Source organism: Blautia sp. JLR.GB0024 (assembly GCF_037000545.1).
GTDB classification, from domain to species: domain Bacteria; phylum Bacillota; class Clostridia; order Lachnospirales; family Lachnospiraceae; genus Blautia; species Blautia celeris.
Genome location: NZ_JBANBF010000016.1, coordinates 23939 through 49555 on the forward strand (window position 1 = coordinate 23939; position 25617 = coordinate 49555).

At 48.9% G+C, this 25617-nt stretch carries 20 protein-coding genes, 1 pseudogene and 1 riboswitch; of the genes and pseudogenes, 6 read left to right on the forward strand and 15 right to left on the reverse strand.

Annotation, left to right across the window (positions count from 1 at the left end):
* Positions 1-6 precede the first annotated feature (6 nt).
* Positions 7-792 carry a creatininase family protein gene (locus tag V8Q34_RS23355; protein ID WP_227210213.1) on the forward strand — a complete coding sequence of 262 codons (786 nt, stop codon included), beginning with the start codon at positions 7-9 and terminating at the stop codon, positions 790-792.
* A 248-nt stretch (positions 793-1040) separates the two neighbouring features.
* On the opposite strand, the gene bglX is transcribed toward V8Q34_RS23355, so the two are convergent.
* From bglX to V8Q34_RS23380, 5 genes are all read right to left on the reverse strand, one after another.
* Positions 1041-3266, reverse strand: coding sequence for a beta-glucosidase BglX (gene bglX, locus V8Q34_RS23360; protein ID WP_227210212.1), 2226 nt, complete (start codon positions 3264-3266; stop codon positions 1041-1043).
* Positions 3267-3273: 7 nt separating this feature from the next.
* Positions 3274-5154 carry a beta-N-acetylhexosaminidase gene (locus V8Q34_RS23365; protein WP_227210211.1) on the reverse strand — a complete coding sequence of 627 codons (1881 nt, stop codon included), beginning with the start codon at positions 5152-5154 and terminating at the stop codon, positions 3274-3276.
* A 45-nt stretch (positions 5155-5199) separates the two neighbouring features.
* Positions 5200-6093 carry a carbohydrate ABC transporter permease gene (locus tag V8Q34_RS23370; protein WP_118593820.1) on the reverse strand — a complete coding sequence of 298 codons (894 nt, stop codon included), beginning with the start codon at positions 6091-6093 and terminating at the stop codon, positions 5200-5202.
* Between the two features lie 15 nt (positions 6094-6108).
* Positions 6109-7065 (reverse strand): ABC transporter permease, encoded by a 957-nt coding sequence (locus V8Q34_RS23375; protein ID WP_033140252.1) that lies wholly within the window; start codon positions 7063-7065, stop codon positions 6109-6111.
* A gap of 74 nt (positions 7066-7139) precedes the next feature.
* Complete coding sequence (locus V8Q34_RS23380; RefSeq protein WP_227210210.1) at positions 7140-8642, reverse strand: ABC transporter substrate-binding protein; 1503 nt, start codon at positions 8640-8642, stop codon at positions 7140-7142.
* Positions 8643-8900: 258 nt separating this feature from the next.
* Here V8Q34_RS23380 and V8Q34_RS23385 point away from each other — a divergent pair, with 258 nt between their 5' ends.
* From V8Q34_RS23385 to V8Q34_RS23400, 4 genes and pseudogenes are all read left to right on the forward strand, one after another.
* On the forward strand, positions 8901-10667 hold the full coding sequence (locus tag V8Q34_RS23385; RefSeq protein ID WP_227210209.1) for a sensor histidine kinase: 1767 nt from the start codon (positions 8901-8903) through the stop codon (positions 10665-10667).
* The gene (locus V8Q34_RS23390; protein WP_256129730.1) at positions 10648-12249 is read left to right on the forward strand and encodes a response regulator transcription factor; all 1602 of its coding nucleotides are present in this window, start codon (positions 10648-10650) and stop codon (positions 12247-12249) included. Before V8Q34_RS23385 ends, V8Q34_RS23390 begins: the two co-directional genes overlap by 20 nt.
* A 75-nt stretch (positions 12250-12324) precedes the next feature.
* Positions 12325-12594 carry a FeoA family protein gene (locus tag V8Q34_RS23395; RefSeq protein WP_052099190.1) on the forward strand — a complete coding sequence of 90 codons (270 nt, stop codon included), beginning with the start codon at positions 12325-12327 and terminating at the stop codon, positions 12592-12594.
* Between the two features lie 75 nt (positions 12595-12669).
* Positions 12670-13686 (forward strand): annotated as a pseudogene (locus V8Q34_RS23400) (FeoB small GTPase domain-containing protein); the annotation flags it as partial.
* Between the two features lie 7 nt (positions 13687-13693).
* Here the strand turns inward: V8Q34_RS23400 and V8Q34_RS23405 are convergent.
* The 9 genes from V8Q34_RS23405 to udp form a co-directional block, all read right to left on the reverse strand.
* A complete protein-coding gene (locus tag V8Q34_RS23405) occupies positions 13694-15307 on the reverse strand; it encodes a recombinase family protein (protein WP_227210207.1) in 1614 nt (537 codons plus the stop codon).
* Between the two features lie 421 nt (positions 15308-15728).
* The gene (gene cdd / locus V8Q34_RS23410; RefSeq protein WP_033140257.1) at positions 15729-16142 is read right to left on the reverse strand and encodes a cytidine deaminase; all 414 of its coding nucleotides are present in this window, start codon (positions 16140-16142) and stop codon (positions 15729-15731) included.
* A gap of 32 nt (positions 16143-16174) precedes the next feature.
* On the reverse strand, positions 16175-16828 hold the full coding sequence (deoC, locus tag V8Q34_RS23415; protein WP_227210206.1) for a deoxyribose-phosphate aldolase: 654 nt from the start codon (positions 16826-16828) through the stop codon (positions 16175-16177).
* Between the two features lie 47 nt (positions 16829-16875).
* Positions 16876-18087, reverse strand: a complete 1212-nt coding sequence (locus V8Q34_RS23420; protein ID WP_227210205.1) for a phosphopentomutase — start codon at positions 18085-18087, stop codon at positions 16876-16878.
* A gap of 23 nt (positions 18088-18110) precedes the next feature.
* Entirely contained in the window at positions 18111-19208 is a 1098-nt protein-coding gene (locus V8Q34_RS23425) for a BMP family ABC transporter substrate-binding protein (RefSeq protein ID WP_033140259.1), read from the reverse strand.
* Between the two features lie 14 nt (positions 19209-19222).
* Positions 19223-20176, reverse strand: a complete 954-nt coding sequence (locus tag V8Q34_RS23430) for an ABC transporter permease (protein ID WP_227210204.1) — start codon at positions 20174-20176, stop codon at positions 19223-19225.
* A complete protein-coding gene (locus V8Q34_RS23435) occupies positions 20173-21270 on the reverse strand; it encodes an ABC transporter permease (RefSeq protein WP_227210203.1) in 1098 nt (365 codons plus the stop codon). The genes V8Q34_RS23430 and V8Q34_RS23435 overlap by 4 nt, the downstream gene beginning before the upstream one ends.
* Entirely contained in the window at positions 21264-22775 is a 1512-nt protein-coding gene (locus V8Q34_RS23440; protein WP_227210247.1) for an ABC transporter ATP-binding protein, read from the reverse strand. Before V8Q34_RS23440 ends, V8Q34_RS23435 begins: the two co-directional genes overlap by 7 nt.
* A gap of 86 nt (positions 22776-22861) precedes the next feature.
* Positions 22862-23629 (reverse strand): uridine phosphorylase, encoded by a 768-nt coding sequence (gene udp / locus V8Q34_RS23445; RefSeq protein ID WP_103731584.1) that lies wholly within the window; start codon positions 23627-23629, stop codon positions 22862-22864.
* A 355-nt stretch (positions 23630-23984) separates the two neighbouring features.
* On the opposite strand from udp, the gene V8Q34_RS23450 reads away from it, so the two are divergent.
* A complete protein-coding gene (locus V8Q34_RS23450; RefSeq protein WP_227210202.1) occupies positions 23985-24746 on the forward strand; it encodes a GntR family transcriptional regulator in 762 nt (253 codons plus the stop codon).
* 39 nt (positions 24747-24785) lie between these two features.
* Here the strand turns inward: V8Q34_RS23450 and V8Q34_RS23455 are convergent, their stop codons facing one another.
* The gene (locus V8Q34_RS23455) at positions 24786-25436 is read right to left on the reverse strand and encodes a CatA-like O-acetyltransferase (protein ID WP_227210201.1); all 651 of its coding nucleotides are present in this window, start codon (positions 25434-25436) and stop codon (positions 24786-24788) included.
* A 78-nt stretch (positions 25437-25514) separates the two neighbouring features.
* Positions 25515-25612, reverse strand: a riboswitch (purine riboswitch).
* Positions 25613-25617 lie beyond the last annotated feature (5 nt).

The following is a 25617-nucleotide window of genomic DNA, read 5'->3' on the forward strand; positions in this document are numbered from 1 at the left end:
TAATTTATGGAAAAAAGATTTCATATGCTCAGGCCTGAGCAAATCATAGAGCAAAGAGATAAATGTCCGGTGGCATATATTCCGCTTGGTACCTTAGAATGGCATGGCTTACATAATCCAATAGGCGCTGACGGACTGCAGGCCGAAGAATTAGCTTTGAGGTGTGCTAATCAAGGTGGTGTTGTTTTCCCAACTGTTTATTATGGAGAGAGCAGGGTAAATTCTTTACTTGAAACAGACCCCAAATATCAGGCTGGTATTTGTGAAAGACTGTCATTAAACAAAAACCAATTTGATGCAGACCGCTTTCCCTACAGTGGAATCGCACAGATTGAACATTATCAGCATCATTTGATTCATATTATATCAGAAGCTGCATCTTATGGTTTTGATCTGGTAGTCTTTGTTATTGGTCATTATCCATTAATAGAGTCTGCACGCAGTGCAATTATCTTATACAATCAATGGGCTTACGATAAAGAATGGAAGCGTATAACAGGGTTGGCTGCCGCAGATTATCTTTTACTTAAAGACGAATATACTTCTCCAGGTGACCATGCAGGGGGATGGGAAACTTCTCATCTCTTAGCCTCTCATCCTGAGACAGTAAATCTAAAAGCTGCAGCAAATGAATTACAGTATGGAATCATGAGCACACGAAATCCTTTGCATGCTACAGCTCAATTTGGCAATGAAATTTACGATGCTGCGGTAAAAAAAATAACAGAGCATGTTTTTTTATGCCTCAATAACCCTAAACCATATATGGGACATGGCATACCCTTAATTTAACCTGGATTATTCATTTAGCAGCTTTTAGCGGCACGTAATGCTGCATTGTTACAGCATTTTCATTATTTAAAATCCGCTGAACAGACGCATCCCATTCCCGGATGACAGACTACCCCCTGCTCCCTGAGCCGCAGAAGGTACTTCAAAATTCCTCCCTCCTTATGCTGCTTCCAGCCAGCCGGTAACAAGTTAATAGAAAAAAGCTGCGCAGATATCTAAGCGCAGCTCTTTTCATACATTGTAATTTTCTATTTTACAAGCCTGAACCCAGCCCGGTTCTCTGTCCTGCTGTCCGTTCCCGCAAATACCAGAAATTCCCCCGCTTCGCTGGCAAATCCGTTCTGTTCCGTATAAAACCTGAGCATAGGCTCCTCTACCGCAAAGATAATTTCCCGTTCCTCTCCCGGTTCCAGGGTAACTTTTTCAAACCCTTTCAGCTCTTTTACAGGCCGGACCACGCTGGCCGCCATATCCCGGATGTAGAACTGTACAGTCTCTGTTCCCTTCCGTTCTCCGATATTTTTAAGCATTACTCCGGCATGGATGGTATCCCCTTCTCTCATCTCTGTTTTATCAAGTTTTACCTGAGACAGAGAAAACCGTGTATAGCCAAGGCCATAGCCGAAAGGATAGAGTGGTTCGTTTGGAATATCAAGGTATTTGGAGCGGAAACGCTCCTGTATTCCCTTCCGGTCCGGTCTTCCTGTGGAAAACTCATTGTAGTGGACAGGCACCTGGCCCACACAGTACGGAAAACTCATGGGCAGTCTGCCGGAGGGGTTTTCTTTTCCCGTCAGCACGTCCACTACAGCGCTGCCTCCCTCCGTCCCGGGGCGCCACACCACCAGCACGGCTCTGGCCTTTTGGCTGATTTCCCTTATATCCAGGGGGCGGCCGCAGAACAGCACCACCACAATATTTTTATTCACCCTGTGTACTGCCCTGAAAAGCTCCATCTGCACCTCCGGCACTGTGATCTGGGCACGGCTGGCTGCCTCACCGCTCTGCAGATAATGCTCTCCCAGCGGCATAATGACAAGATCTGCCTCTTTTGCCGCCTCCACAGCCTCTTTTTGCATCTGTTCCTCTTCTTCACGCGTCATGATCCCGCATTCATCCCCCGTAAATCCGGTCAGCCTGGCTTCACTCTCTTTACTGTCAGACCCAAGTACAGGAGCGCCTTTTAAATATACCGTGCGGCTGCCATCAAAGACCTTTTCCGCTGCCTCTTTTATACTTACGCAGTCCTTGTCATCTCCTGTAAAAGACCAGCTGCTCTTTATCTGTTTACTGTCCATATAGGGACCGATAAATGCCGTTCTTCTGCCCATATCCAGAGGCAGAACGCCGTCATTTTCCAAAAGGACAAAAGATTTCACAGCCGCTTCTCTTGCCAGTGCCCTGTGTTCCGGACACAGAAAAATTTCTTTTTCCTTCTCTGTATCAGCGTCTTTGTATGGATTTTCAAATAATCCCAGTTTATTCTTCAGTTCCAAGATCCGCATAACACATTGGTCGATCCAGGCTTCCTGTACAACGCCCTCCTCAGTGAGTTTCCTCAGATTGGCAGCGTATACATTTGTCATCATATCAATATCCACCCCGGCCTCAAGAGCCTTTACCGCTGCCTCCCGGCTGTCTTCGGAACAGCCGTGGGCAATGGTTTCCAAAATGGCGGAAAAATCTGAGATCAGCACGCCGTCAAATCCCATCTCCTCCCTCAGAATATCACGCATGAGCCATCTGTTGATGCTGGCCGGAATGCCGTTCACTGTGTTGAAAGAGGTCATGACCATGGCAGCTTTGGCATCAATTCCGGCCTGGTAAGCGGGAAGATAATACTCCCGGAGCGTGTTTTCAGACAGCTCCACCGTGTGATATTCCCTCCCCGCCTGAGGTGCCCCGTAGGCCGCAAAATGTTTAACACAGGCAGCTACTTTATAAGGCTCCTTTAAGTCATCCCCCTGAAAGCCTTCCACCATGGCTCTTGCAAAAAGACTGTTCAGCCAGGTATCCTCCCCTGTGGACTCCATAACACGCCCCCATCTGGCATCCCGGACCAGATCCACCATAGGTGCAAAGGTCACATGAAGGCCTGATACAGCCGCCTCCTTCGCCGCTGCTGCCGCACATCTTTTGGAAAGCTCCGGTTCAAAGGAAGCTCCCTGTCCCAGCGGAATGGGAAATATGGTCTTCATGCCGTGTATAATGTCCATCATAAAGAGCAGCGGAATGTGGTGCGGATGATTCTCCATATAGCGCTTCTGTATTTTGATCAGTTTTTCCGCCCTGCAGGTTCCCAGTATGGAGCCTGCCATATGGACATCCTCCCCGGTCACCCCAAGCTGTACTGCCGGACCTGTGAGAACGCTGTCTGCGTCCTGATAAAAGTCTCCGGTAAGCTGAAACATCTGATCGATCTTCTCCTGCAGTGACATGGTGTCCAGCAGTTTTTTTAATTCTTCCTGTTTCATTTTCCCGCTACTCCTCTTCTTCCTGTTTTCTCTCCCTGAGCTGTTCCAGAAGTGTGGTAAATCCCAGCAGACTGTCCTCCTGTCCCTTTATCTTATTCCGCCTCTGCCACAGATTCCTGTGTCTTTCGCAGAGGTCCTCAATCTCTTTTTCCAGTCCGCTGCCGTCCTCCAGCCCGTAACACAGCGCTCTGGTTCTGGTGGCAGCCCGCACCATGGCAAGCCCGTTTATCATCTCCTCTTTCAGAAGAGTACCATCCGGACAGGCAGGGTCTGCTTTCCGAGCCTGTACAGCCAGCTCATCCAGATACTCCAGAATTGCCTCTTCCTCCATCCCGCTGCGCCCTGCATATGCCTCCTCACAGGGAAGATATACACACGGTTCCACGAAAAAGCGCATGGAATCCACCATATTTTTAATAGACGCTTCAAATCGGTCTCTGCTCACACATCCAGTCTGCAGTGTCATAAACGCCAGCGTTCTGCATGGGAATAAAAACTCTTCTTTTCGGCTGTATCTTCCGGCCTCCAGACACAGCCGCCCGAAAATGCCCGTCTCATCCCTGAACACATACCGGTTAAGAGCCTCTGCCAATTCCTCCTCCGTCACAAGTTCTCTGTTCCAGGCCCCTGCAGCTCCATACAGAATGCCCGGCAGGGAAAACAGGGAATACTGGAGATGCCCGAAATCACCCCAGTCTGTGACCATCAGCCCTCTGGCATGAAAATCATAGGCAGCAGACACCGCGTTCTCCGTACATTGCATCATGTTATCCGTGATTCCCGTAAAACTGCACCAGCTGTTTGTACCCGGGCAGAGATAAAATTCAACGCCTGCCCTCTGCAGCCTTTCCGCCCGTCTGCGTACCGGGTGTTCCTTCTCATATCCCCAGTCGAGAACGATTATGTCTTTCGGAAGCTGCGCTGCGGCATCCTCCTCTTTGCTCAGGACATCTCCCCACATCATCATGTTATGGCCACGGGCCTTAACCTTTTCACTGAGCTTTTTTACATAGTCCAGATAAATGCTTACAACACCCTCTTTTTCGGCTTTGTCTTTATTTTTTCCATACCCCAGGTCAAAGGTCTCATCCAAATCCGCATGAAACATTCGGGAATGAAAACATGGCAGCAGATCATCCAGCATCTGTTCGATCAGCTTCAGAGATTCCGGGTTTGTGGGGTCCATTGTTGCAGGGGGAAGCGTGGTTCCCTTTATCTGAAGCCCACCCGGATTTTCCGCCAGATGTCCGAAGGCCTCTGTCTCCAGCCAGGCATTCATATGCCCCAGGCAGTTCTGATTGGGAACCAGTTCTATAAACCGCTCTGCGCAGTAGGCATCCAGTTCCCTGATCTCTGCCGGTGTCAGGTAATCCTTTGCCCTCTTTTCCCACACCTCCGAAAAGGATGGATAAGCAAAAGAAAAGCCCTCCACATAGAGCTGAAACTGGTTTATCTTAAGGCCGGCCAGCAGGTCGATCATTGCTTTCAGACTCTCCACTTTCGGTACTTTCCCCCGGGAAATGTCTATCATCACGGCCCTGTCCCTGAGGCCGGGGAAGTCTACTATACGGCAGCAGGCTATTTTCCCTTCAGAAAAAAGTACAAGCTGGTGCAGCGTCATCACAGCATAAAATGCCCCTGCTGGGGAACCCCAGGATATCTCAATCCCCTCCTCCGTGATTTCCAGGACATACTGCTCTTTCTGCAGTTCCTTTTTTTCCGTAAACTGTATCGTATCCTCAGTACCTGTTACTTCCGGCCAGATCACAGCCAGCGGCGCTTCCAGTCCACTGGGCATACGCTCCTTAGACACTGCCGCCTTTTTTACAAAATATCCGGCCCTCTGCAGGTAAACCTGAGGCTTTGGAATAAGACATGGTTTCTCCATCTGTTTTTCTCCTTTATTCGTAAGTTCAATATAATGGTATTTTTTCTAACCCTTCACAGCGCCCATAGCGATTCCCTTGGCAAAATATTTCTGCAGGAACGGATATAGGATGAGGATCGGCACCATGGCAATAAAAGCAATGGCCATTCTGACGCTGGTACTTGGCAGAGGCCCCATGGACATGGCTGTTGTGACTGTGGAATTGCCGCTCTGCAGAAATTGGATATCACTGATCATTTTGTTTAACAGATTCTGGATGCCCCACAGATCCGGGTCTGATATATAGTAAAGACCATTTGTCCAGTCATTCCAGTATCCAAGGCCTGCGAACAGCCCCACAGTCACCAGGATCGGTTTTCCCAGAGGGAGCACGATTTTTGTAAACACCGTAAAATGACCTGCCCCATCCACCTCCGCGGCTTCATAGAGAGCCTCGGGGATATTGTTGGAAAAATATGTCCGGATCAGCAGTACATTTACGGCACTCATCAAGAATCCCGGAACGATCATGGCGAAAATAGTATTTTTTATATGAAAGGTACCTGAATACATCATGTAAGTGGGCACCAGACCGCCGTTAAACAACATGGTAAAAAAGACAAAGAAGGAAAAAAAGTTTCTCCCCGGCAGTTTTTTCAGGGACAGGGGATATGCCAGCATGGAAGACAAGATCAAATGCAGTGCGGTTCCCACTATGGTAACGCCGATGGTAATGGCATAAGCCCTGAAAATTTTATTGCTGTTGACAAAGATATATTTGTATGCTGCCAGGCTTAATTCCTTCGGAAACAGGGTGTATCCGTCCCTGACCAGTGTGCCTTCCTCTGTTATGGATGATATAAATAACAGGAGAAACGGTAAAATGATAACAACTACAAGAATAATGAGAAATATATTTGCAAGGGTCTGATAAACCCTGTCATGTCTGCTGATATGCATCCTTTCACTCCTCCTTTAAAACAGCGCGTCTTCTTTGCTGATCTTCCGCACGAACAGATTGGCAGCCAGTACAACCACAAAGCCGATCAGCGACTGGTAAAATCCGGCGGCAGCGGCCATAGGAATATTTCCCGAATTCAGCAAAGCACGGTAAACATAGGTATCCAGTGTATTGGTCGTGGAATATATCAGGCCCGAATTCTGGGGCACCTGATAAAACAGGCTGAAATCCGAATAGAAGATACGCCCGATATTCAGCATGGTCAGGGTGATGACACTGCTCTTGATCCCCGGGAGCGTAACATTTCTGATCTGCTGCCAGCGTCCGGCACCGTCCAGTTTGGCTGCCTCATAGAGGGACGGGTCTATACCGTTAATTGACGCAATATAGATCAGGCAGTTATATCCCATGCCCTTCCAAAAATTCACCAGGACCAGAATGAACGGCCAATACTTAGCCGAAGCATACCACTGCACAGGTTCCATACCCAGCGCTGGCAGCAGACTTTTGTTCAGAAGACCGTTCTCATTGGACAAAATGGCAAACACAATGTAGGAAACGATCACATAGGACATTAAAAACGGCAGCAAAATAGAACTTTGATACAGGCGCTTTAACCTGCGCGAGGCAATATCACAGATAAGGATCGCGATCAATATTCCGGCTGCTGTGTTGATGATGATAAATGCCAGATTGTACAATATGGTGTTCCTGGTGATGACCCAGGCATCCTTTGTCACAAACAGATATTCAAAATTTTTAAGCAGCGGATCTGCCCAGTCACTGTGCCAGATTCCGTCCGCGAAATTCACATTCTTAAATGCAGCCACCAGGCCCGCCATGGGTATGTAATTGTTGATAAACAGATACAAAAGTCCCGGCAGCATCATCAGATAAAGAGGTACCCAGCGCTTCCATTTTCTGAAACGGCTCTGCCCCGCCGGACGTCCGTAAACAGCAGTATTTGACATAAAAAACTCCTCCTGTGGTAAAAAAGGGGCACCGCCATTACCAAGCGGCGCCCGTGATATGTTTTCTGATACGATTACTGTTTAGCCAGCCAGTCGTCAAGCTGCTGCTGTTTGGATTCCATGACCTTATCAAGACCGGCTGCTTTCAGGTCAGCCAAAAACTGCGGAAGTACCTCGTCCGGATTCACGGAACCTGTGTTCAGAGCATCAATATACTGGCCTTTCACATTGTCCAGGGCAGCAAGTTCATTGGCAAGGGCGGTGCCGTCGTAGGTAAACCCATAAGCACAGGATTTTCTTGCCTCCTCATTCAGTTTCATGACCTGCTCTCCCACATCCAGAGGAAGTCCTTCCCATACATCAGAAATGTACTGGTTCGGAAGCATAAATCCGAAATAAGCGTTGTAGGGATCACTGGATTTGTCCATTCCATCCGGGAAGGTGACATGTCTGTCCTCTGTGAGCTTGTAGTGTTCTCCCTCGATACCCCAGTTCAGAAGGTTTGCCGCTTCCGGATTTCCATAGATATAATCCAGCATTTGGAACGCTTTTTCCGGCTGCTCGGAGTTGCGTGCCACTGACCAGTAAAAACCTGCCGTAAAGCTGCTGGTGGTAAAGGCATCGTACAGCGGAATCACCGCCATCTCTGTCTTATAGGCAACAGAGGCCTCATTGGCTATTGCCGGCTGATAGGTGGAAACCAGGCTGAAGGCCTTGCCATTGCTCATCTGCACCTCAATGGAATCTGTGGTGGTGGCAGCGTCCTTTCCGATCCATCCCTTCTGTGCCCAGCGGTACTGACGGTCCAGGAACGCTTTATACGCATCACTTGCATACCAGTTTTCCACCACCGGTTTTTCGCCGTAGTTGAGCAGTACCCCGTACCCATCTCCCAGCGGGTCACACTGATACCAGTCGGAGTCGAATTTCTGTCCCTTGCTCATAGCCAGCATGGCTGCCTCCGGATGATTCTTGGCAACCACCTCATATACCCCTTCCAGGTCATCCACACTCTTAATATCCTCTTCCTGAAAACCGGCCTCCTCCAGCCAGTCTTTTCTCACCATAATGGACGCCTGGCGGTACCAGTCACAGACATTTGGAATGCCGTACACGAATCCGTTGATATTTGCCACTTTTGCGTTGTCACCCATATTTTCCTTAATATTGGTGCCGTATTTGTCTATCATTTCACTTAAGTCGTAGACGGCCTGGGTGGAGACAAAATTGGCTGCCTGATACGCCTGTCCTACCATCAGGTCCAGCTTTTCCCCTCCTGACAGCATAAGGCGCTGCTGCTCATTGGCATTGGCCCAGGGAACCAGCATAATATCCAGCTTCATGTTCAGGTCCTTCATGGTCAGCTTATTGATAGCCTCCTCCACCTTCTGTTCATCGTCCTGTGTGTTTCCGATGAACATCATAGTCACTGTGTAAGGCTCCTCCCCGCCATCCTGTTTGCTGCCGGCGGATTCTGTTTTGCTTTTCTCTTCCGTATCCGCAGAGCTGCCGCATCCGGCCAGCATGGAAACTGCCAGCACGGAAGTCATGAGTCCTGCAATCCATTTCGTTTTCATCTTCATTCTCCTTTTCGTATTTCCAGGTCTCTGCCTGTTTTGTGGTTTCATTTTACTTCCGGCCCAAACCACTTTCAATCACAATACCGACATCCTGTTATCACAAAAACGTGCTCCTTTGCAAAGCCCCGAAATACGTCGTTTTTCTTATACTTCCCCATCGTTTTCGTAATTGAATTTGCATTTTCAAACGTGTATAATTAAACATTACTATAAATCCTGATAAAATCACAGGCTAAAATCCGGGAAAGGACAGATATGAAAAAGGAACACAGGAAAAAAACACATTCCGCCTTCGGACGGCACAAACTTCTGCTCTGTATGGTGGTGGCTGCCACAGCTCTGGAACTCAGTGTCAGTGTGTGGGCCATTCACATGGTACGAAAACAAACGGCCCAGAACGCCAGTGTTATGGTCCAGAACCGTATGGAACAGGTGGAGAATAATTTTTTCATATTGAACCAGCATTTAAAACAGACCCTGGTGACGCAGGGACAGGGCACTGCCCTTTCGCAGGCTCAAAGCGAAGATTCCCTTACCAGGATACAGGCGCGGCAGACGCTGATCGACAGCCTTATTTATATATCGGGAAATTCCGGAAATGACTACTCACTTTTCTATTATTTTCCCAAAAGCAGGGAATTTTTAACTGCCGTACACTCCCGCTACATTGCCTATCCCCAGAGAGAAGGGCTGCAGGACGCTGTGATCCAACTTCTCGACTCCGGCTATCACCCCAGCAGCGTGTCGGACCAGTGGACCCTGCTTCCGGTGGGGGATACCTATTATGCCATCCGTCTTTATCAGTACCAGGATGTGTGGAACGGAAGCTGTATTCCGGCGGAGGCCCTCATCAAACCTCTGGTGGGCATCTATCCCAAAAGTGTCAGCTTCCCTGTACTCTTCACAGAAAACGGAAAACTTGCCGCCGGTGCCGGGAATCTTTCCCGTGAAGGGCTCTCACCGGATAAAGCCCTTGCAGGCCGCGGACCTTTCTGGCATAAAGGCCAGCGGTGGCTGGTGGTGGATTCCTCTGTATCGGACACCGGTTTTCAATTGAAGCTGTTCATCAAGGATTATGGGCAGTTCGAGAAGGCTGTGCTGTTCCAGACCGGGGTTCTGGTGATCATCGTTATCCTGTTAAGCGCTGTCATACTGGCCATGTCCTACACCCAGAAAAAGATACTGCGCCCTCTCCGCCTGTTTACGGAAAGGCTGAAATCCTATGATCCGGATAAGCCGGTACTCATAGAGATGAGTTCGGAACTGGAGGAATTGTCCGCAGCCAGCAGGCAGTTCAACAACCTCACAAAAGAAATTAACCGTCTGCGTATCCGTGCCTATGAGCAGGAGCTGGAACGGCAGAAAATACAGATGGACTACATGCAGATGCAGATCAAACCGCATTTTTTCCTGAACAGCCTGAATCTGATCCATTCCATGGCCAGCCACGGAAACTGTCAGGACGTAGCCCGGCTAAGCGAGATCACAGCCAGTTATCTGCGGTACATTTTCCAGAGTGATGTTTCCTGTGTGGAGCTTGGACAGGAACTGAATCATCTGCGTGACTATCTGTCCATTATGGAGATCCGCTACCCGGACCATTTCCAATATGAGATTTTCGCTGAGGAGGAGGCCTTGCTGCAGGCAGTACCGCCCCTTCTTCTCCAGACTTTTGTGGAGAATTCCGTCAAGCACGGAATCACGGCGGATACCAAAATGGAACTGAGCATCTCCGCTTTGATCGAATGCACGGAAACATCCGGGCAGAGGGAAATGCTGACCATCTTTATCACGGACAACGGTCCCGGATATCCCCAAACATGTCTGGATGTATGGGCTCAGGGAAAAGACCTGGCAAGAAGCGGCGGCTCTCATATCGGAATCGCCAATGCTTCCAAACGTCTTAAGTTGTTTTACCATGAAAATGCTGTGATGAAATTATACAACAGTCCGCTGGGAGGCGCAGTGACAGAACTGCACCTCCCCTGTAAGGAGGAGCAAAATGAATTTACTGCTGGTTGATGATGATGTGCTGATGCTCCAGGATCTAAAGGAAATCCTGGACTGGAACGCGCTTGGGTTCCAGAAAGTCTATACCGCCGAAAACACCGCCTCAGCCCTGAAAATGATCGCCCAGGTTCCTGTGCACGTCATTATATGCGACATTGAAATGCCCGGAAGCAGCGGGCTTGATTTCATGGAGACACTGCAGAACTCGGAAAGCGGCATCCCCTGTATTCTTCTGACAAGCTATGCCCGTTTTGAGTATGCCCGGCGTGCCATAGACTTAAATGTGGTGGAATATCTGCTGAAGCCCGTCTCCGCGGAACCGCTGCAAAGCGCGGTGGAAAAAGCTGTACAGAGGTTAAAGCTGTCCCGCCAGATGAACACGGCAAAGAAATACAGCCAGTACTGGCTGGATGAGGAAAAAAATACGGCGGAATATTTCTGGAACAAAACTGCCCGTGGTTTTCTGGCTGAGGTCTATTCCCTGCCCCGGAAACTGGGATACGGGGAAACCCAGCTTTTCACTCCTGTTCTGATCGAAGCCTTTCAGGATGACAGACGAAGCCAGATTGATGACCCCATGTGGGAGTATGCTGTCAAAAATGTAGGTTATGAGATATTGGAACAGGAGCACCTGCTGCCCCGGTGCGTCATTTCCCTGACTCCCGGCCGCTGGCTGGCTGTGGTCAGCATCGTAAGCGGACCGGAGACAGACCTCTCCCCCCTGGAAGAGCGTCTGGATGTTCTGCAGGATACCGCGGGAAAATTCATGCATATGGAACTCAGTATCAGTATGGGCAATGCCGTGTCCTATAGAGATATTTACCGGGAAGTGTCGGAACTTGAAAAGCTGCTGGACAGCACCATGAACCGGAGAGGCAGAATTTTGTACAAAGATCAAACTCTCCCCCGCGGCACCACCTGCACCCAGTCCGAAATCAGGCTCTGGGAGACTCTTTTGCAGTCTGCGGACAAAGAAGCTCTGAAAAAAAGCCTGTATACCTTCCTGCAGTCCAAAGCCTCGCTTCTCACACCGGAAAATATGCAGGAAATCCGTCAGGATTTTGCCCAGATGGTGTACAGCTTTTTAAAACAGAAAGAGATCCAGGCCCACCGGCTTTTCGGTGATGCCGAAAGTGACCGCCTCTATCAAAACGCAGTCCGGAGCATTGACCATATGTACGCTTACTGCAGTTACCTGATTGACCGCGCCCTCTGTTATGCCACTATCACTGACAATTCCAAAAGCGCTGTGGAAATCATACAGAACTTTTTAGATACCCACTATGCAGAGGATATCCAGAGAAATGATCTGTCTGATATTGTGTTTGTCAGCCCTGATCATCTGTCCCGGCTATTCAAAAAAGAAACGGGCCTATCCCTTATGCAGTATGTAACGAAAAAACGTATAACGGCTGCGTGCAGCCTTCTGGCGGAAAGCCGTATGCCCATCAACCGGGTGGCGCTTCAGGTTGGCTATGGTAATTTTGCTTATTTTTCCAAGATTTTCAGGGAGATCACCGGGATGACTCCCATGAACTACAGGAAACAGTCCCAGGCAGCAGACAGCACCGGCAAAGATTCTCCTCCCTTTTGAACTTCTTTCTCCCCTCTGCATACTATACAATAGATTCTCCCGTCCGGGATTTTCCGGTCGGTAATGGAGGAAAAAATGTCTCTTACTCCGCTTTTTACCCTGTCTCCGGATGAGACAGGGATTGTCAAATCCATTCTGACGGACAATGCCAGTCCGGCGCAGCAGCAGACCATCAAACGCCTTATGGATCTAGGTCTGATTGAAAACACGAAAGTTACCTGTGTTGGAGTGAGTGCCTTTGGAAGCCCCAAGGCTTTTCTCATCCGGGGCGCTGTCCTGGCTCTCAGAAAAGAAGAGGCTTCACTGATTCTTGTTAAAAAAATCCGGGACAGAAGTGTGCTGTGACATTCTTCTGTCCTATGAATTAAGAGGTGAATAGTTCTGAAGAAAGAAAAGAAAAAGGAGGTTCCCCTCCGTAATATAGCATTGATCGGCAATCCCAACGTAGGTAAAAGCACTGTGTTCAACGCGCTGACCGGTATGCATCAGCATACAGGGAATTGGTGCGGAAAAACAGTGGAATGCGCCGCAGGAAACAGGATCTATCGGGGACGGGAATACCGTTTTGTAGATTTGCCGGGCTGTTATTCCCTCTCCTGCCGCTCCAGTGAGGAGGAGATCTCCCGTGATTATATCCTGCAGAGCCATCCTGATGTGGTGGTGGCTGTCTGCGATGCCACCTGTCTGGAAAGAAATCTCAATCTGGTTCTCCAGATTTGTGCTGTTACCCCCCATGTGCTCCTGTGTGTAAATCTCATGGACGAGGCCAGAAAAAAGCATATCCGCATAGACTTTCTGCGGCTCCAAAAAGAACTGAAGATTCCTGTTATCGGCATAACGGCCAGGAGCCGGAAAGGCCTGGAACGCATATTCGGGGGGATTGAAGATGCCCTTTCCAACACAGAGGCCGTTTCCCCGGTTCCCGACATTTACCGCGGAAACGCGGAGATGTGCTGCGCTTCCGCGGAATACTGCGGCACCTATGTCCAGCAGGCCGCGGCGATCTGCAGGGCCTGTGTCACTTTGGAAAATCCGGATTATGCCAGAAGGGACAGGAAACTGGACCGGATTTTCACCAGCAGATGCACGGGGTTTCCCATTATGCTCCTGTTCCTGCTCTGCATTTTCTGGATCACCATTGTGGGGGCAAATGTCCCCTCTGACCTGCTGAATCAAGGGCTGTTCTGGCTGGAGCCGCGTTTTTACCACGGCCTTCTCATGCTGGGAGTTCCTGAAATCCTCTGTCAGGTTTTGATCTACGGAGTATATCGGGTCGCAGCCTGGGTGGTAAGCGTGATGCTCCCTCCCATGGCTATTTTCTTCCCGCTTTTTACTCTGCTTGAGGACTATGGGTATCTTCCCCGTGTAGCCTTTAATCTGGACCACTGTTTCCAGAAGTGCTGTGCCTGCGGTAAGCAGGCGCTCACCATGTGGATGGTTGATATCAGGATATGTCCCTGCCAAACCTGAAATAAATCCTCACAGTCTGTTCCTTTATACGCCCCTGTTCCGTTTCCCGGAAACTTCCCTGCCCGATCTCAATATGGTCGATAAAATGAAAAAGCAGCTCCCTGGATAATTCCTCCGGCTCCGTAAAGCCGTGCAGCATCTTTCTCAGCTGTTCCATGGCATCTTCCTTTTTTTCTGTGCCTGTATCTCTCCTCAAAACCTCCATCTTAAAAGAAACCTCACGGTTCTCGCTCTCATATCTCCTCAGCAGTTTCTTCATCCGCTCCTCACTGAGCAGTCCCTCCACATGGTCCTCATAGAGTTTTTCGATCAGTCTGTCCAGCTCATGCAGGCGCTTTTTTAGGGCGGAAAGCTCTTGTATCCTGTCTGTCTGGATATTTTGTTTTTCCAGGTACTTCCGGGCATGCTCCAGAATTTCACGCTCCTCCTGTTCGGATATCCGGACAGACTTTTGGATAGCGGTTAATACGATACGGCAGAGCGTATCATAATCCATAAAATGATTGGTACACCCTTTTGTCCCATAGAGTTTATATGCACCGCAGGCGAGATTCCCGGAGGCGTCTCTTTTTCTTGTTCCCACAATGGACATATTCCTGCCGCAGTCTGCGCATTTGGCAATCCCGGAAAATATATTCGTAAACTCCCCTTTCCCGGCGCAGGTGCGCTGTCTGCTTCTGCGTCCCGCCATGGAAAATACCTCCCGGCTGACCAACGGCTCATGTGTGTGTTTTACTACGTACCAGTCTTCTTTTGGATTTTTAACGGAAGTCCGGCTTTTAAAAGATATTTTTGTAGTTTTTCCCTGAGCCATATGCCCCAGATATACCACATTGCGTAGCATTTTCGTGATGGTCGATGATGTCCAGCCTCTCCGCTTTTCAAACTCCTCCTCTTCTGCCGGCCTCTGATTCCGGCGGTATTCCAGAGGGGTAGGCACCATCCGCCGGTTCAGTTCCCGCGCAATGTCAATGGGCAGGATACCCTCCGAAGCCTTAAGAAATACTTCCCTTACGATCTTTGCCGCTTCCCTGTCTATGACCAAATGATGTTTGTCCGCAGGGTCCCGCATATAGCCGTAAGGAGCGAATGCACCGACAAAAGCCCCCTCCTGCATGTGAGTGGTAAAGGATGAACGTATTTTTTTGCTGATGTCCCTGGCGTACATCTCATTGATAATGTTTTTAAACGGAGCGATATCCGTACAGGGGCTGTCGGAATCGTATCCGTCATTGATGGCAATATACCGCACCTTTTTCGTCGGAAAATAAATTTCTGTATACTGTCCGGTTTGAATATAATCGCGCCCCAGACGCGACAAATCCTTGGTGATCACCATATTGACCCTGCCGCTTTCTATATCCCGTATCATACGCCGGAAATCGGGGCGTTCAAAGGTGGTGCCCGAAATGCCGTCATCCACATACTCATCATAGACAGGATAATGATTCTCGGCTGCGTAAGCCCTGAGCATTTTTCTCTGCGTAGTGATACTGGCACTCTCGCCCTTTCCTTCATCATCTTTTGAAAGGCGCATATAGAGAGCCGCAAAATACTTTCTGTTTTCAGGCAGCATATGATTTCTCAAGCTATTCCCCCTTCAGAGCAAATCTTCCGGCGGCGGGCATCAACTGTCGGCAGCGCCTATTTTCTCCGTCAGTATCTCCAGCAGCAGCTCCTTCAGTGTGGGTCCGTCGGAAAATCTTACTTCCGCAACAATACCTGTGGTTTTCTCATCCATATCCTATCCCTTCTCACATTTTACATAGAAAACTATGCATAGGTTCTTCATAGATAATTTATGATGCTCTGCTTGTACGGTATGATATCTGCTGAACCTCAAAAACAGGATTTCTTCCCGAAAGATTCTAAAAGGGGCTGCGTACTACCGGCTAACCGATAATACACAACCCCTTTCATAAAAAATCAGCTCTTATTCAACAGAAGCCTTCAGACAGTTGTCACTGACAAGATATGCTGCCACACCACACTGATCGAATCCTGCTTTGTCACGCCAGATTCGCCGGTCCGAATCCCAAAGGCAGCAGCTCCTTTAATGTATAGATATCATAATGTTCCGTATCTGTGGCCAGGATTATCTGGAAACTCTCCGGATCACAGAATTCCATCATCACCTGCCGGCATACACCGCAGGGAGCCGCGTACTCTGTAAGGACACCATTTTTCCCGCCCACAATACAGATGGCATCAAACTCGCGCTCGCCTTCGCTGACCGCTTTGAAAAATGCCGTTCTCTCCGCGCAGTTGGTGGGGGTATAAGATGCATTTTCAATATTGCAGCCCTTATATATTTTCCCCTCCGGTGTATGGAGTGCTGCCCCCACTTTAAAATTAGAATACGGCGTGTATGCGTTCTCCATTGCCTTAACCGCCTGTTTGATCAGTTCTTTTACTGGAATCATAATCTCACCCCGTTTCAGTCTATTTCCCGTTGTCACTGCTGTGCCTTTGCAACCTTTACCAGACGGCTGGTGCCAAGGCGGTCCGCCCCCAGTTTTACAAACGCTTCCCCGTCGGCAAAGGAGGAGATTCCTCCTGCTGCTTTTACTTTCTTGTCGCTTCCCGTGTGTTCTCTCATAAGCTTCACATCGTCAATTGTTGCCCCATGGGTGGAAAAGCCCGTGGAAGTCTTGATGTACTCCGCGTCTGACTCTGTGACTGTTCTGCACATGCGGATCTTCTCCTCCTCTGTGAGCAGGCATGTCTCAATAATGACCTTCAGAAGTTTTCCGCCGCAGGCTTTCTTAACCGCCTGGATTTCTTCCTTAACCAGATCATATCGGCCCTCTTTCACCCATCCCAGATTGATGACCATGTCAATTTCCTCTGCTCCGTTCTTCACAGCGTCCGCAGCCTCAAAAACTTTCACTGCAGTGGTATTGTACCCATTGGGAAAGCCGATAACTGTGCATACCGGCATTTTGTCTCCCAGGTACTCTGCTGCCTGTTTCACATAAGACGGCGGTATGCAGACAGATGCCGTCTGATAAGCCACCGCGTCATCGCATATAACCTTTATTTCCTCCCAGGTAGCTGTCTGCGCCAGCAGTGTATGGTCAACTTTACTTAATATTTCTTTCTGTTCCATTCTGATATCCTCCTCATAATTTTTCACTGTCATGATATTCTTCTATTCTATTCCGATACTGTCAGTTTGTCCAGACAGGAAATCCCTATAGTACCATCCGGCATTGTTACATGAAAATTATCTGCTATGGTGGCCCCGATCCTTGCAAAGTCACTGCTCTCCTCCAGCTCTCCCCCGCACTGAAATGCAGGTGAATACGCCAGAAACGGAACCTTCTCCCGTGTGTGGTCCGTCCCGGTATATGTGGGGTCATTGCCGTGGTCCGCTGTCAGAATCAGCAGGTCTTCTTTTTCCAGACTGCCAAGCAGTACGCTCAGCTTTTCGTCAAACTGTTCCAGCTCACGGGCATATCCCTCCGCGTCCCTTCTGTGTCCCCACAGGGCGTCAAAATCCACCAGATTCACAAAGCAGAGTCCGTGAAATTCTTTCCCCGCCGCCTCTATGGTCTGTTCCATCCCGTGAAGGGAGCTTTTTGATTTGTATGCCCGGGTAATCCCCTCTCCGTCGAAGATATCCTTGATCTTCCCGATAGAGATCACATCACAGGATGCCTCTTTCAGCGCATCCAGAACCGTTTTCTGAAAAGGCTTCACCGCATAATCGTGACGATTTGCCGTGCGTTTGAACTCTCCTTTTTTTCTGCCTACATAGGGGCGGGCGATCACTCTGCCCACCATCCATTCCTCCCGCATGGTCAGCTCCCTGGCGATCTCGCAGTAGTGGTACAGGTTCTCAAGACCCATGGTCTCCTCATTTCCGCAGATCTGCAGGACGGAATCCGCGGAGGTATAGACAATGAGGTGACCCTCATTCACTTCTTCCTCCCCCAGCTCCTCCAGGATCTCCGTGCCGCTGGCGCTTTTATTTCCGATGATTTTTCTTCCGGTGCGCTTTTCCAGCTCACGAATCAGTTCTTCCGGAAAACCATGCTCTGTAAAAGTCTGGAAGGGTTTGGTAGTGCGAAGCCCCATCATCTCCCAGTGTCCGGTCATGGTATCCTTTCCGCTGCTGGCCTCTCTCATGGCCGAATAATAGGCAAGAGGAGACGGCGTACTGTCAACCCCGTTAAGGGGAAGGATATTCCCTATCCCCATTTTCTCCAGGATGGGAATCCGAAGAGGCTGCCCTTTCCTGTATCTGTAATCCGCTATATGGCCCAGGGTATTGGCACCTGCGTCTCCGAACTGCACCGCATCCGGCATAGCCCCTACACCCAGGGAATCCAGCACAACCACAAAGATACGTTTGAATTTCTCCATAATCTGTCTCCTTTATTCTGCTCTTAAATCAGTTTCACATTCACATATTCAGCTTCTATTTCTGACGCGTCGGCGATTCCCTCATCCTTTAAAATGGTGATCTCATTATCCGCTATCTTTTCGTATATGGCGTCATACTGCTCCTGTGTAAATACCGTAAATCTGGAAGTTTCCATAGGAAGCTGCACGCCATCCTCTGAGGCATCCAGCGTAATGCTCTCTCCGCCTTTAAATTCCCCGTTATAAAAATCCGTCAGATAGTCATAGACTGCTTTGCTCAGATTTTTCATGGCAGAGGTCATGACAGTCTCCGACTCTGCGCTCTGGTCCACGTCCACGCCGATCACCTTTTTCCCTGCGTTTTCCGCTGCTTTCATGACGGAGTTGCCCACAGGGCCGCCGCAGGAGAAGATCACCTCTGTACCCTCATTGTACCAGGATGCCGCTTTAGCCATGTTCTCCGGGGATGCCTCAAAATTTCCCACATAGGTGTACTTCATATCAATACTGCCCGGAGCCATGCCTTTTTCTTTTGCCGCGTAGTCCGCGCCCTGAATAAATCCATAGCCATAACGGATAACCGCCGGAACTGCAATCCCGCCCATAAATCCCAGTTTTGTGCAGCCTTCATAGACCGCCGCATAACCTGCCAGAAAACCCGCCTGCTCCTCCGCAAAATAGATGGACGCTGTATTCTCCCCGATATCCGGTTCTGCAGAATCTGCGGAATGAGGCGTCCCGTCCAAAATTATGAACTTCACCTCCGGGTGCTTCTGCTGCATGGTGTGGATGGGAATCTCATACAGATACCCCGGACACACCACCACCTTGGCGCCGCCTTTTGCCGCCAGATTGATGGAGGTGGTAAATGCCTCATCTGATTTCTCAGTGGGCTGATAATACTTATGGGTAATGCCGAATTCCTCCGAATATTTTGCAAGTCCTTCCCATGATCCCTGGTTGAAAGAACGGTCATCAATGCTTCCCACGTCTGTACTCAGGGCCAGCTCCGCACCTTTTCCGCTGCTGACCTTTGCCGCCTGCTTTGCGCCCAGCCCGCATCCTGTCAGGGATGCACAAAGCGCTGCCGCCAGAAACAGACTTATCACTTTTTTCATCATTCTCTTATACCCTCCTATCTGCTTCCTTTGTCATATGGAATGCCTTCCGCCTTCGGAGCTTTTGATTTGCCGGAAGAAAAGGCAAGTACGATCAGTGTGACCACATACGGCAGCATTTTATAGATCTCATTGGGTATGGGCAGGTCCTTGATGACCGGAATCCCTGAGTACGTGCTGGCAAGTGTCTTCAAAATACCGAAGAAAAACGCCGCACCCAGAATCCCCTTAGTCCTCCACTGACCAAAGATCAGCACTGCCAGTGCCAGGAAACCGTATCCTGCCACGCTTGCATTAAAATTGGTGGAAGTCGGTATCACGAAGATCAGTCCGCCCACACCTGCAAGGACACCGGAGATCAAAACCCCCGCATATCTGATCTTATACACATTGATTCCCACAGAGTCCGCTGCCTGGGGATGCTCGCCGCAGGCACGCAGCCGAAGACCGAACCTGGTCCTGCTGATCAGAACGGAGGCTGCAATAAAGATCAGTATTCCAATGTATGTGGATAGATAGCAGTTCTGGAAGAACATAGGCCCAATAACCGGAATATCTCCCAGAACCGGCACCTTTTCAATATGGAAGGTATCCGTAAAAGGAACCTGGGATTTTCCCTGTACCATTCTCGCCATAAAAAGAGCAAAGGCCGGTGCAAACATATTCAGTGCCGTACCGCTGATCGTCTGGTCTGCTTTCAGATTGACGGAGGCAAACGCATGGAGCAGAGAGAATAAAGCGCCTGCTACCGCAGCCACTAAAAATGCCAGCAGAAACAGCCCCTGCCCGCTCAAACGGTCCTGAAATACATTGATAAACCCAATGCTGATAAACGCACCCATAACCATAATACCTTCCAGAGCGATATTGATCACGCCGCTTCGCTCAGAGAACATTCCGCCCAATGCCACGATCAAAAGGGGAATGGAAAAAAACATGGTCTGCTGTATCAAAAAATAGATAATGTTCATGATGCTGTCTCCTCCCTTTTCGATTTCTTCGTCCATCTGCGGATAAATGTCTTAAACAGCAGGGAAAATGCCCCAAAGTATATAATAGCGGAAATGATGATATCTATCAGTTCAGGGGTAAAGCTCAAAAGCTGAAGATTATAGCCGCCTATGGTGATATGTGCAATAAAGAGGCTGGCTAACAGAATGCCGAAAGGATTGGACAATCCCAAAAGTGCAACGGATATTCCTGAAAATCCCTGAGACGCGATCACATCCAGCACCTGCATATGCTTTCCGAAATCAGACAGGTATAAAAGTGCTCCGCCAACACCTGAAAGTGCGCCCGCAATAACCATGGACAGTATGATATTCTTTCTGGCATTGATGCCTGCATAACGGCTGGCATCCGGGTTCTTGCCGCAGGCTTTCAGCTCATACCCGAACGCCGTCTTATTGATCAATATGTACATTCCCACCACGAACAGGACTGCGATGAGGATTCCGATATTCAGATTGGCCTCCGGAAAAAGCTTGTCCAGACCTGCCTTTGGCAGATAAGCGGTCTTCGCAACCGGGACACTCTGGTTGCCAGTCTGGTCGTAGACCGTCTTTGTGATCAGCAGGTTTGTCAGATAAAGGCCGATATAATTCATCATGATAGAGGAGATCACTTCATTTACATTTGCCACTGCCTTTAAAAATCCCGGCACCAGGCCCCACAACGCACCGGCCGCGGCTGCGCCTAAGATTGCGATCAGCCAGTGGATACTGCCCGGAAGTCCGGTGCACTTCACGCCAATGAGAACCGCCACATAGGCTCCCACGGTAAACTGCCCGGATGCGCCTATGTTAAACAGCCCTGTCTTCCAGGCAAACCCAACAGAAAGTCCTGTCATCACAATGGGGGTTGCCAGATAAAGAGTCTGGGATATCCCGCTCATGCCGTCCACAAATCCACCCTGTAAAATCGTGAGGAAACCGGAAAACATTTCATTGGAGTTGGTGATCAGAAGGATAAACAGTCCGAACAGCAGCCCCGCTGCCACCGCCAGCACGGAGGAGAGAAAACTTTCCACTCCCTCATTTCCCTTCTTATTCTTTTGTTTTAACATGCCGCATCCCCCTTTCCTGTTCCGGCCATATAAAGCCCCAGTTCCTGGATCGTCACATCTTCCGGCTTCACATCCGCAACGATCTTCCCTTCATACATGACAAGTATCCTGTCACTGACATTCATGACCTCATCCAGCTCAAAGGATACTAAAAGAACTGCTTTCCCGGCATCTCTCTGTGCTATGATCTGTCTGTGTATATATTCTATGGCCCCCACATCAAGGCCGCGGACCGGCTGAACCGCGATCACGATCTCCGGGTTTCTGTCCAGCTCCCTGGCGATCACTGCCTTCTGCTGGTTGCCGCCTGACATGCCTCTGGCAATGGACTCCGCGCCGTGGGCACTTCTGATATCATAACGCTCTATGAGCTTCTCCGCATATTTGTCGATTTCATCAAATCTTAAAAATCCATGCTTATCAAACTGCGGGGTGTAATAATTCTGGAGGATCAGATTCTCCTTCAGTGTGTAATCCAGAACCATTCCATGCTTGTGCCTGTCCTCAGGAATATGGGCCATACCGTCCAGACATTTTCTGCGGATACTTTCTTTTGTGATATCCTTACCATTCAGAAACACCTGACCCTCGTCGATCCCCATAAGCCCGGTGATCCCGTAGACAAGCTCTGACTGGCCATTGCCGTCAATTCCTGCAATGCAGACGATCTCTCCCTTCTTCACCTCAAAGGATACATGGTCCACCACATTTTTGCCTGTACGTTTGGAGCGGATCGTCATATCACGAACCGAGAGCGCTGTTCCCAGAGGCTTCATTTCTTTCTTCTCCACGACAAAGTCCACTTTGCGGCCTACCATCATTTCGGACATCTCCTCCTTGATGGCACCTGCCACATCAATGGTTCCGATACAGCGTCCTTTTCTAAGTACGGTACAGCGGTCTGCCACCGCCTTTATCTCAGCCAGCTTGTGTGTGATGAACAGAATGGATTTTCCTTCGGATACCAACTGTTTCATGACTTTCATAAGCTCATCGATCTCCTGGGGTGTCAGCACAGCGGTGGGTTCGTCAAAGATGAGGACATCATTATCGCAGTAGAGCATTTTTAAGATTTCCACTCTCTGCTGCATTCCCACCGTGATATCGCTGATCAAAGCGTCAGGGTCAATTTTAAACTTATAGCGTTCGCTCAGCTCCACCACCTTTTTTCTGGCCTCATCCATTTTCAGAAAACGGTGTTTTACCGATTCATGTCCGAGCACGATGCTCTCCAGCACCGTAAAATTATGTACCAGTTTAAAATGCTGATGTACCATTCCGATTCCCAGCGCATTGGCATCGTTCGGGTTATTGATCGTCACAGGCTTTCCGTTCATCCTGATCGTTCCCTGCTCCGGCTGGTACAGCCCGAACAGTACACTCATCAGGGTGGACTTTCCTGCACCGTTTTCGCCCAGCAGCGCGTGAATCTCACCTTTTTTCAGTTTCAGCGTAATGTCGTCATTTGCCTTGAAACTGCCGAATTCCTTGGTGATATGTTCCATTTCAATTACATACTGCTCCACTTAAAAACCTCCTCCGCCGTGTTTCAGCCTCTCCCCTCTCTTGTGTGGGATTCCAGCCTTCTGCGTTATTTATCTTCCCGGATCAATATTCTCAGCGCTTCCACAGCCACCTTGATAGCAGCATCCGTATCATGGACCACCGGATTGGAAAGCCCCTGTTTCTCACGTTCCTGATTGGCTACTACCAGGAAATTGGAACCGCAGCGCACTCTCAGGTAGTTGGCAACCACAAACAGTGCGGCCGACTCCATCTCTGAAGCCTTGCAGCCAAGTCTCAGCCATGCCTCCCATTTGTTCATCAGTTCGTAGCTGACCGGCTTTGTCTCCGGCTCATGCTGTCCGTAAAATGCATCCTTGCACTCCACAACTCCTGCGTGATACTCATATCCGCAGTTTTGGGCTGCTTTTACCAGCGCGTTGGCCACGCCGAAATCAGCGACCGCCGGGTATTCAATGGGGGCATATTCTTTGCTGGTACCTTCCATGCGGATGGCGCCTGTGGCAACCACAATGTCTCCGCCCTTTACATTTACATCCATACCGCCGCATGTGCCCACACGGATGAAGGTATCTGCCCCGCTCTTTACAAGTTCTTCCATGGCGATGGACGCTGACGGCCCGCCGATTCCCGTTGATGTGACGCTGACTTTTTCTCCGTCCAGATATCCCGTATATGTCACATATTCTCTGCTGTCTGCCACCAGTACAGGGTTGTCAAAGTATGCCGCGATCTTACTGCATCTCTTAGGGTCTCCCGGAAGAAGCACATATCTTCCCACATCCCCTTTCCTTATATTCAGATGATACTGCACACCCTCTTCTGCGTAATTCATATGTATTTCCTCCTTGTTTGTACCTGTATATTTTTTCTATACATGTATATTACCACTTGTATAATTTTCTGTCAATCAAATTACTATGCATAATATATACAATATTTATCCGCTAATTTTGTGCACATATTACAACTCCATCTGTTAAGGTGCTTACATTTATCCGTCAAACATTAGACATGTTACTCTTTACAGACCTAGTGTAGAGCCAGTGCAGGATGCAGAGCACATAGCAGCATACCCAGATCTGACTGAATAATCAGTACATGTTTTCAAATTGACTAATATAATGTAAAGTTGTATAATTGTCATATCTTATTTTGATATTACCATATTGCCGACGGAGGAGAATGATATGAATGAGCCACTAGACAACAAGGTTCCCAAAACAGGAATGTCCGAAGAAAAATCAAGAAAATTGAAGCATGTAAAGGTCTATGATCAGCTCTATGCCCAGATTCTGAGCGGGGAATATCCCAGGGGATCACAGCTCCCCAGCGAGCCGGACCTGTCTAAAAAGATGGGGGTGAGCCGTATGACACTCCGCCAGGCACTGGCCCTGCTCAGAGAAGACGGACTGATCCACAACGTACAGGGAAAGGGTAATTTTGTACAGGAAACAAAGAAGGCGCCTGTAAAAGACTTCACCAATCTATGCAATCCTGTGTTCCAATGCGGCCAGACCATAACAGAGACGGAGACAGAATACCGCCTGGAACCTCCCACGGATTTTATCAGCAATATCATCGGCAGGAAAACCCCTGTAGTCGCCATTATTGACCGGTGGTATAAAGACCAGCCGGGAAGCACATTTGCCTACTCCCTCAGCTTTATCCCTATCGAGACAGTTACCAGGTTCAATATTGACTTTACAGACACGGACAGCCTGACACAATTTCTGAACCAGGATGTATACAGCCATGCTGTCTCCTCCACTCTGAATCTGAGAGGATCAGACACAGGCAACTTCACGGCCCAGAAATACAGGCTGTCCGAAAAAAATACATTTCTGATGATACAGGAAAATCTGTACGATGACTCCGGCCTCACCCTGGCAGCTTCCAAGCACTATATCCCTCTGGAATCCTGCAACCTGGTACTGACTTTCCGAAAATAGACTCAGAAACCGGAAACAGACCCAGAGGCCGGAAACAGCTCAGAGAAGTGATACCGGCCCGCAGACTGCGCAGATTTCCCTGTCAAGAGCCTCATAAAAATCAGCCATATGTTTTCCGTCAACCAGAGCATGGTTACACAGCACGGATACTGGCATCAGGACTTTTTCCTCCTGTTTGTAATACTTTCCCCAGGTGATCCTCGGATTGCTGTCCGCAGGAATGGGGACAGGCTGGATAAACGAGGTGTAGGTCAGCCAGGGAAGCGTTGAGATAAATATTTTGTCATTGCTCTCCTCCCTGTCCTCCTCAATACTCCTCTCGTTTTTTGCCGCTTCCTGCGCCCGTACAGCGTAGTCCAGATAATCAGGAAACGGCATACTGCTTTCCAGAGTACAGTAGCAGTATGTTCCATCCTCCAATGCCACTGTGTGTGACGTTCTGCAGGATTCATATTCTACAATACTGTTATTTACAATACGCTGCCTGAATTCAGGGACACCGTTTGCCGCCTTTGACACGCAGTAGCAGAACGTGAGAAAAAAGGGCAGTTTCTCTGCCTTAACCTTTTTTAATAAATCTGTTATCTCAACATTGACTGTTACTCCTACGTACGGGTAAGATAAACTGTTGAAATAATCAAAGTGGCTTTCCCGTTTGTAATCCTTTAAAATTCGTTTTTTTCTTTCCATAAATACCTCCTGAAATAAAGCACCAAAAGTACGCCCGGCGGACTTTCTGCTGCATGAATAAAAAAGCCGTAAACAGATGACTATAATCCAAAGAATTATAATCAACTATTTACGGCAGTTGGTAGAAACGCTCAACCATATTATGAGCTTATATAACTGTTTTCATTATAAACGATTGCGG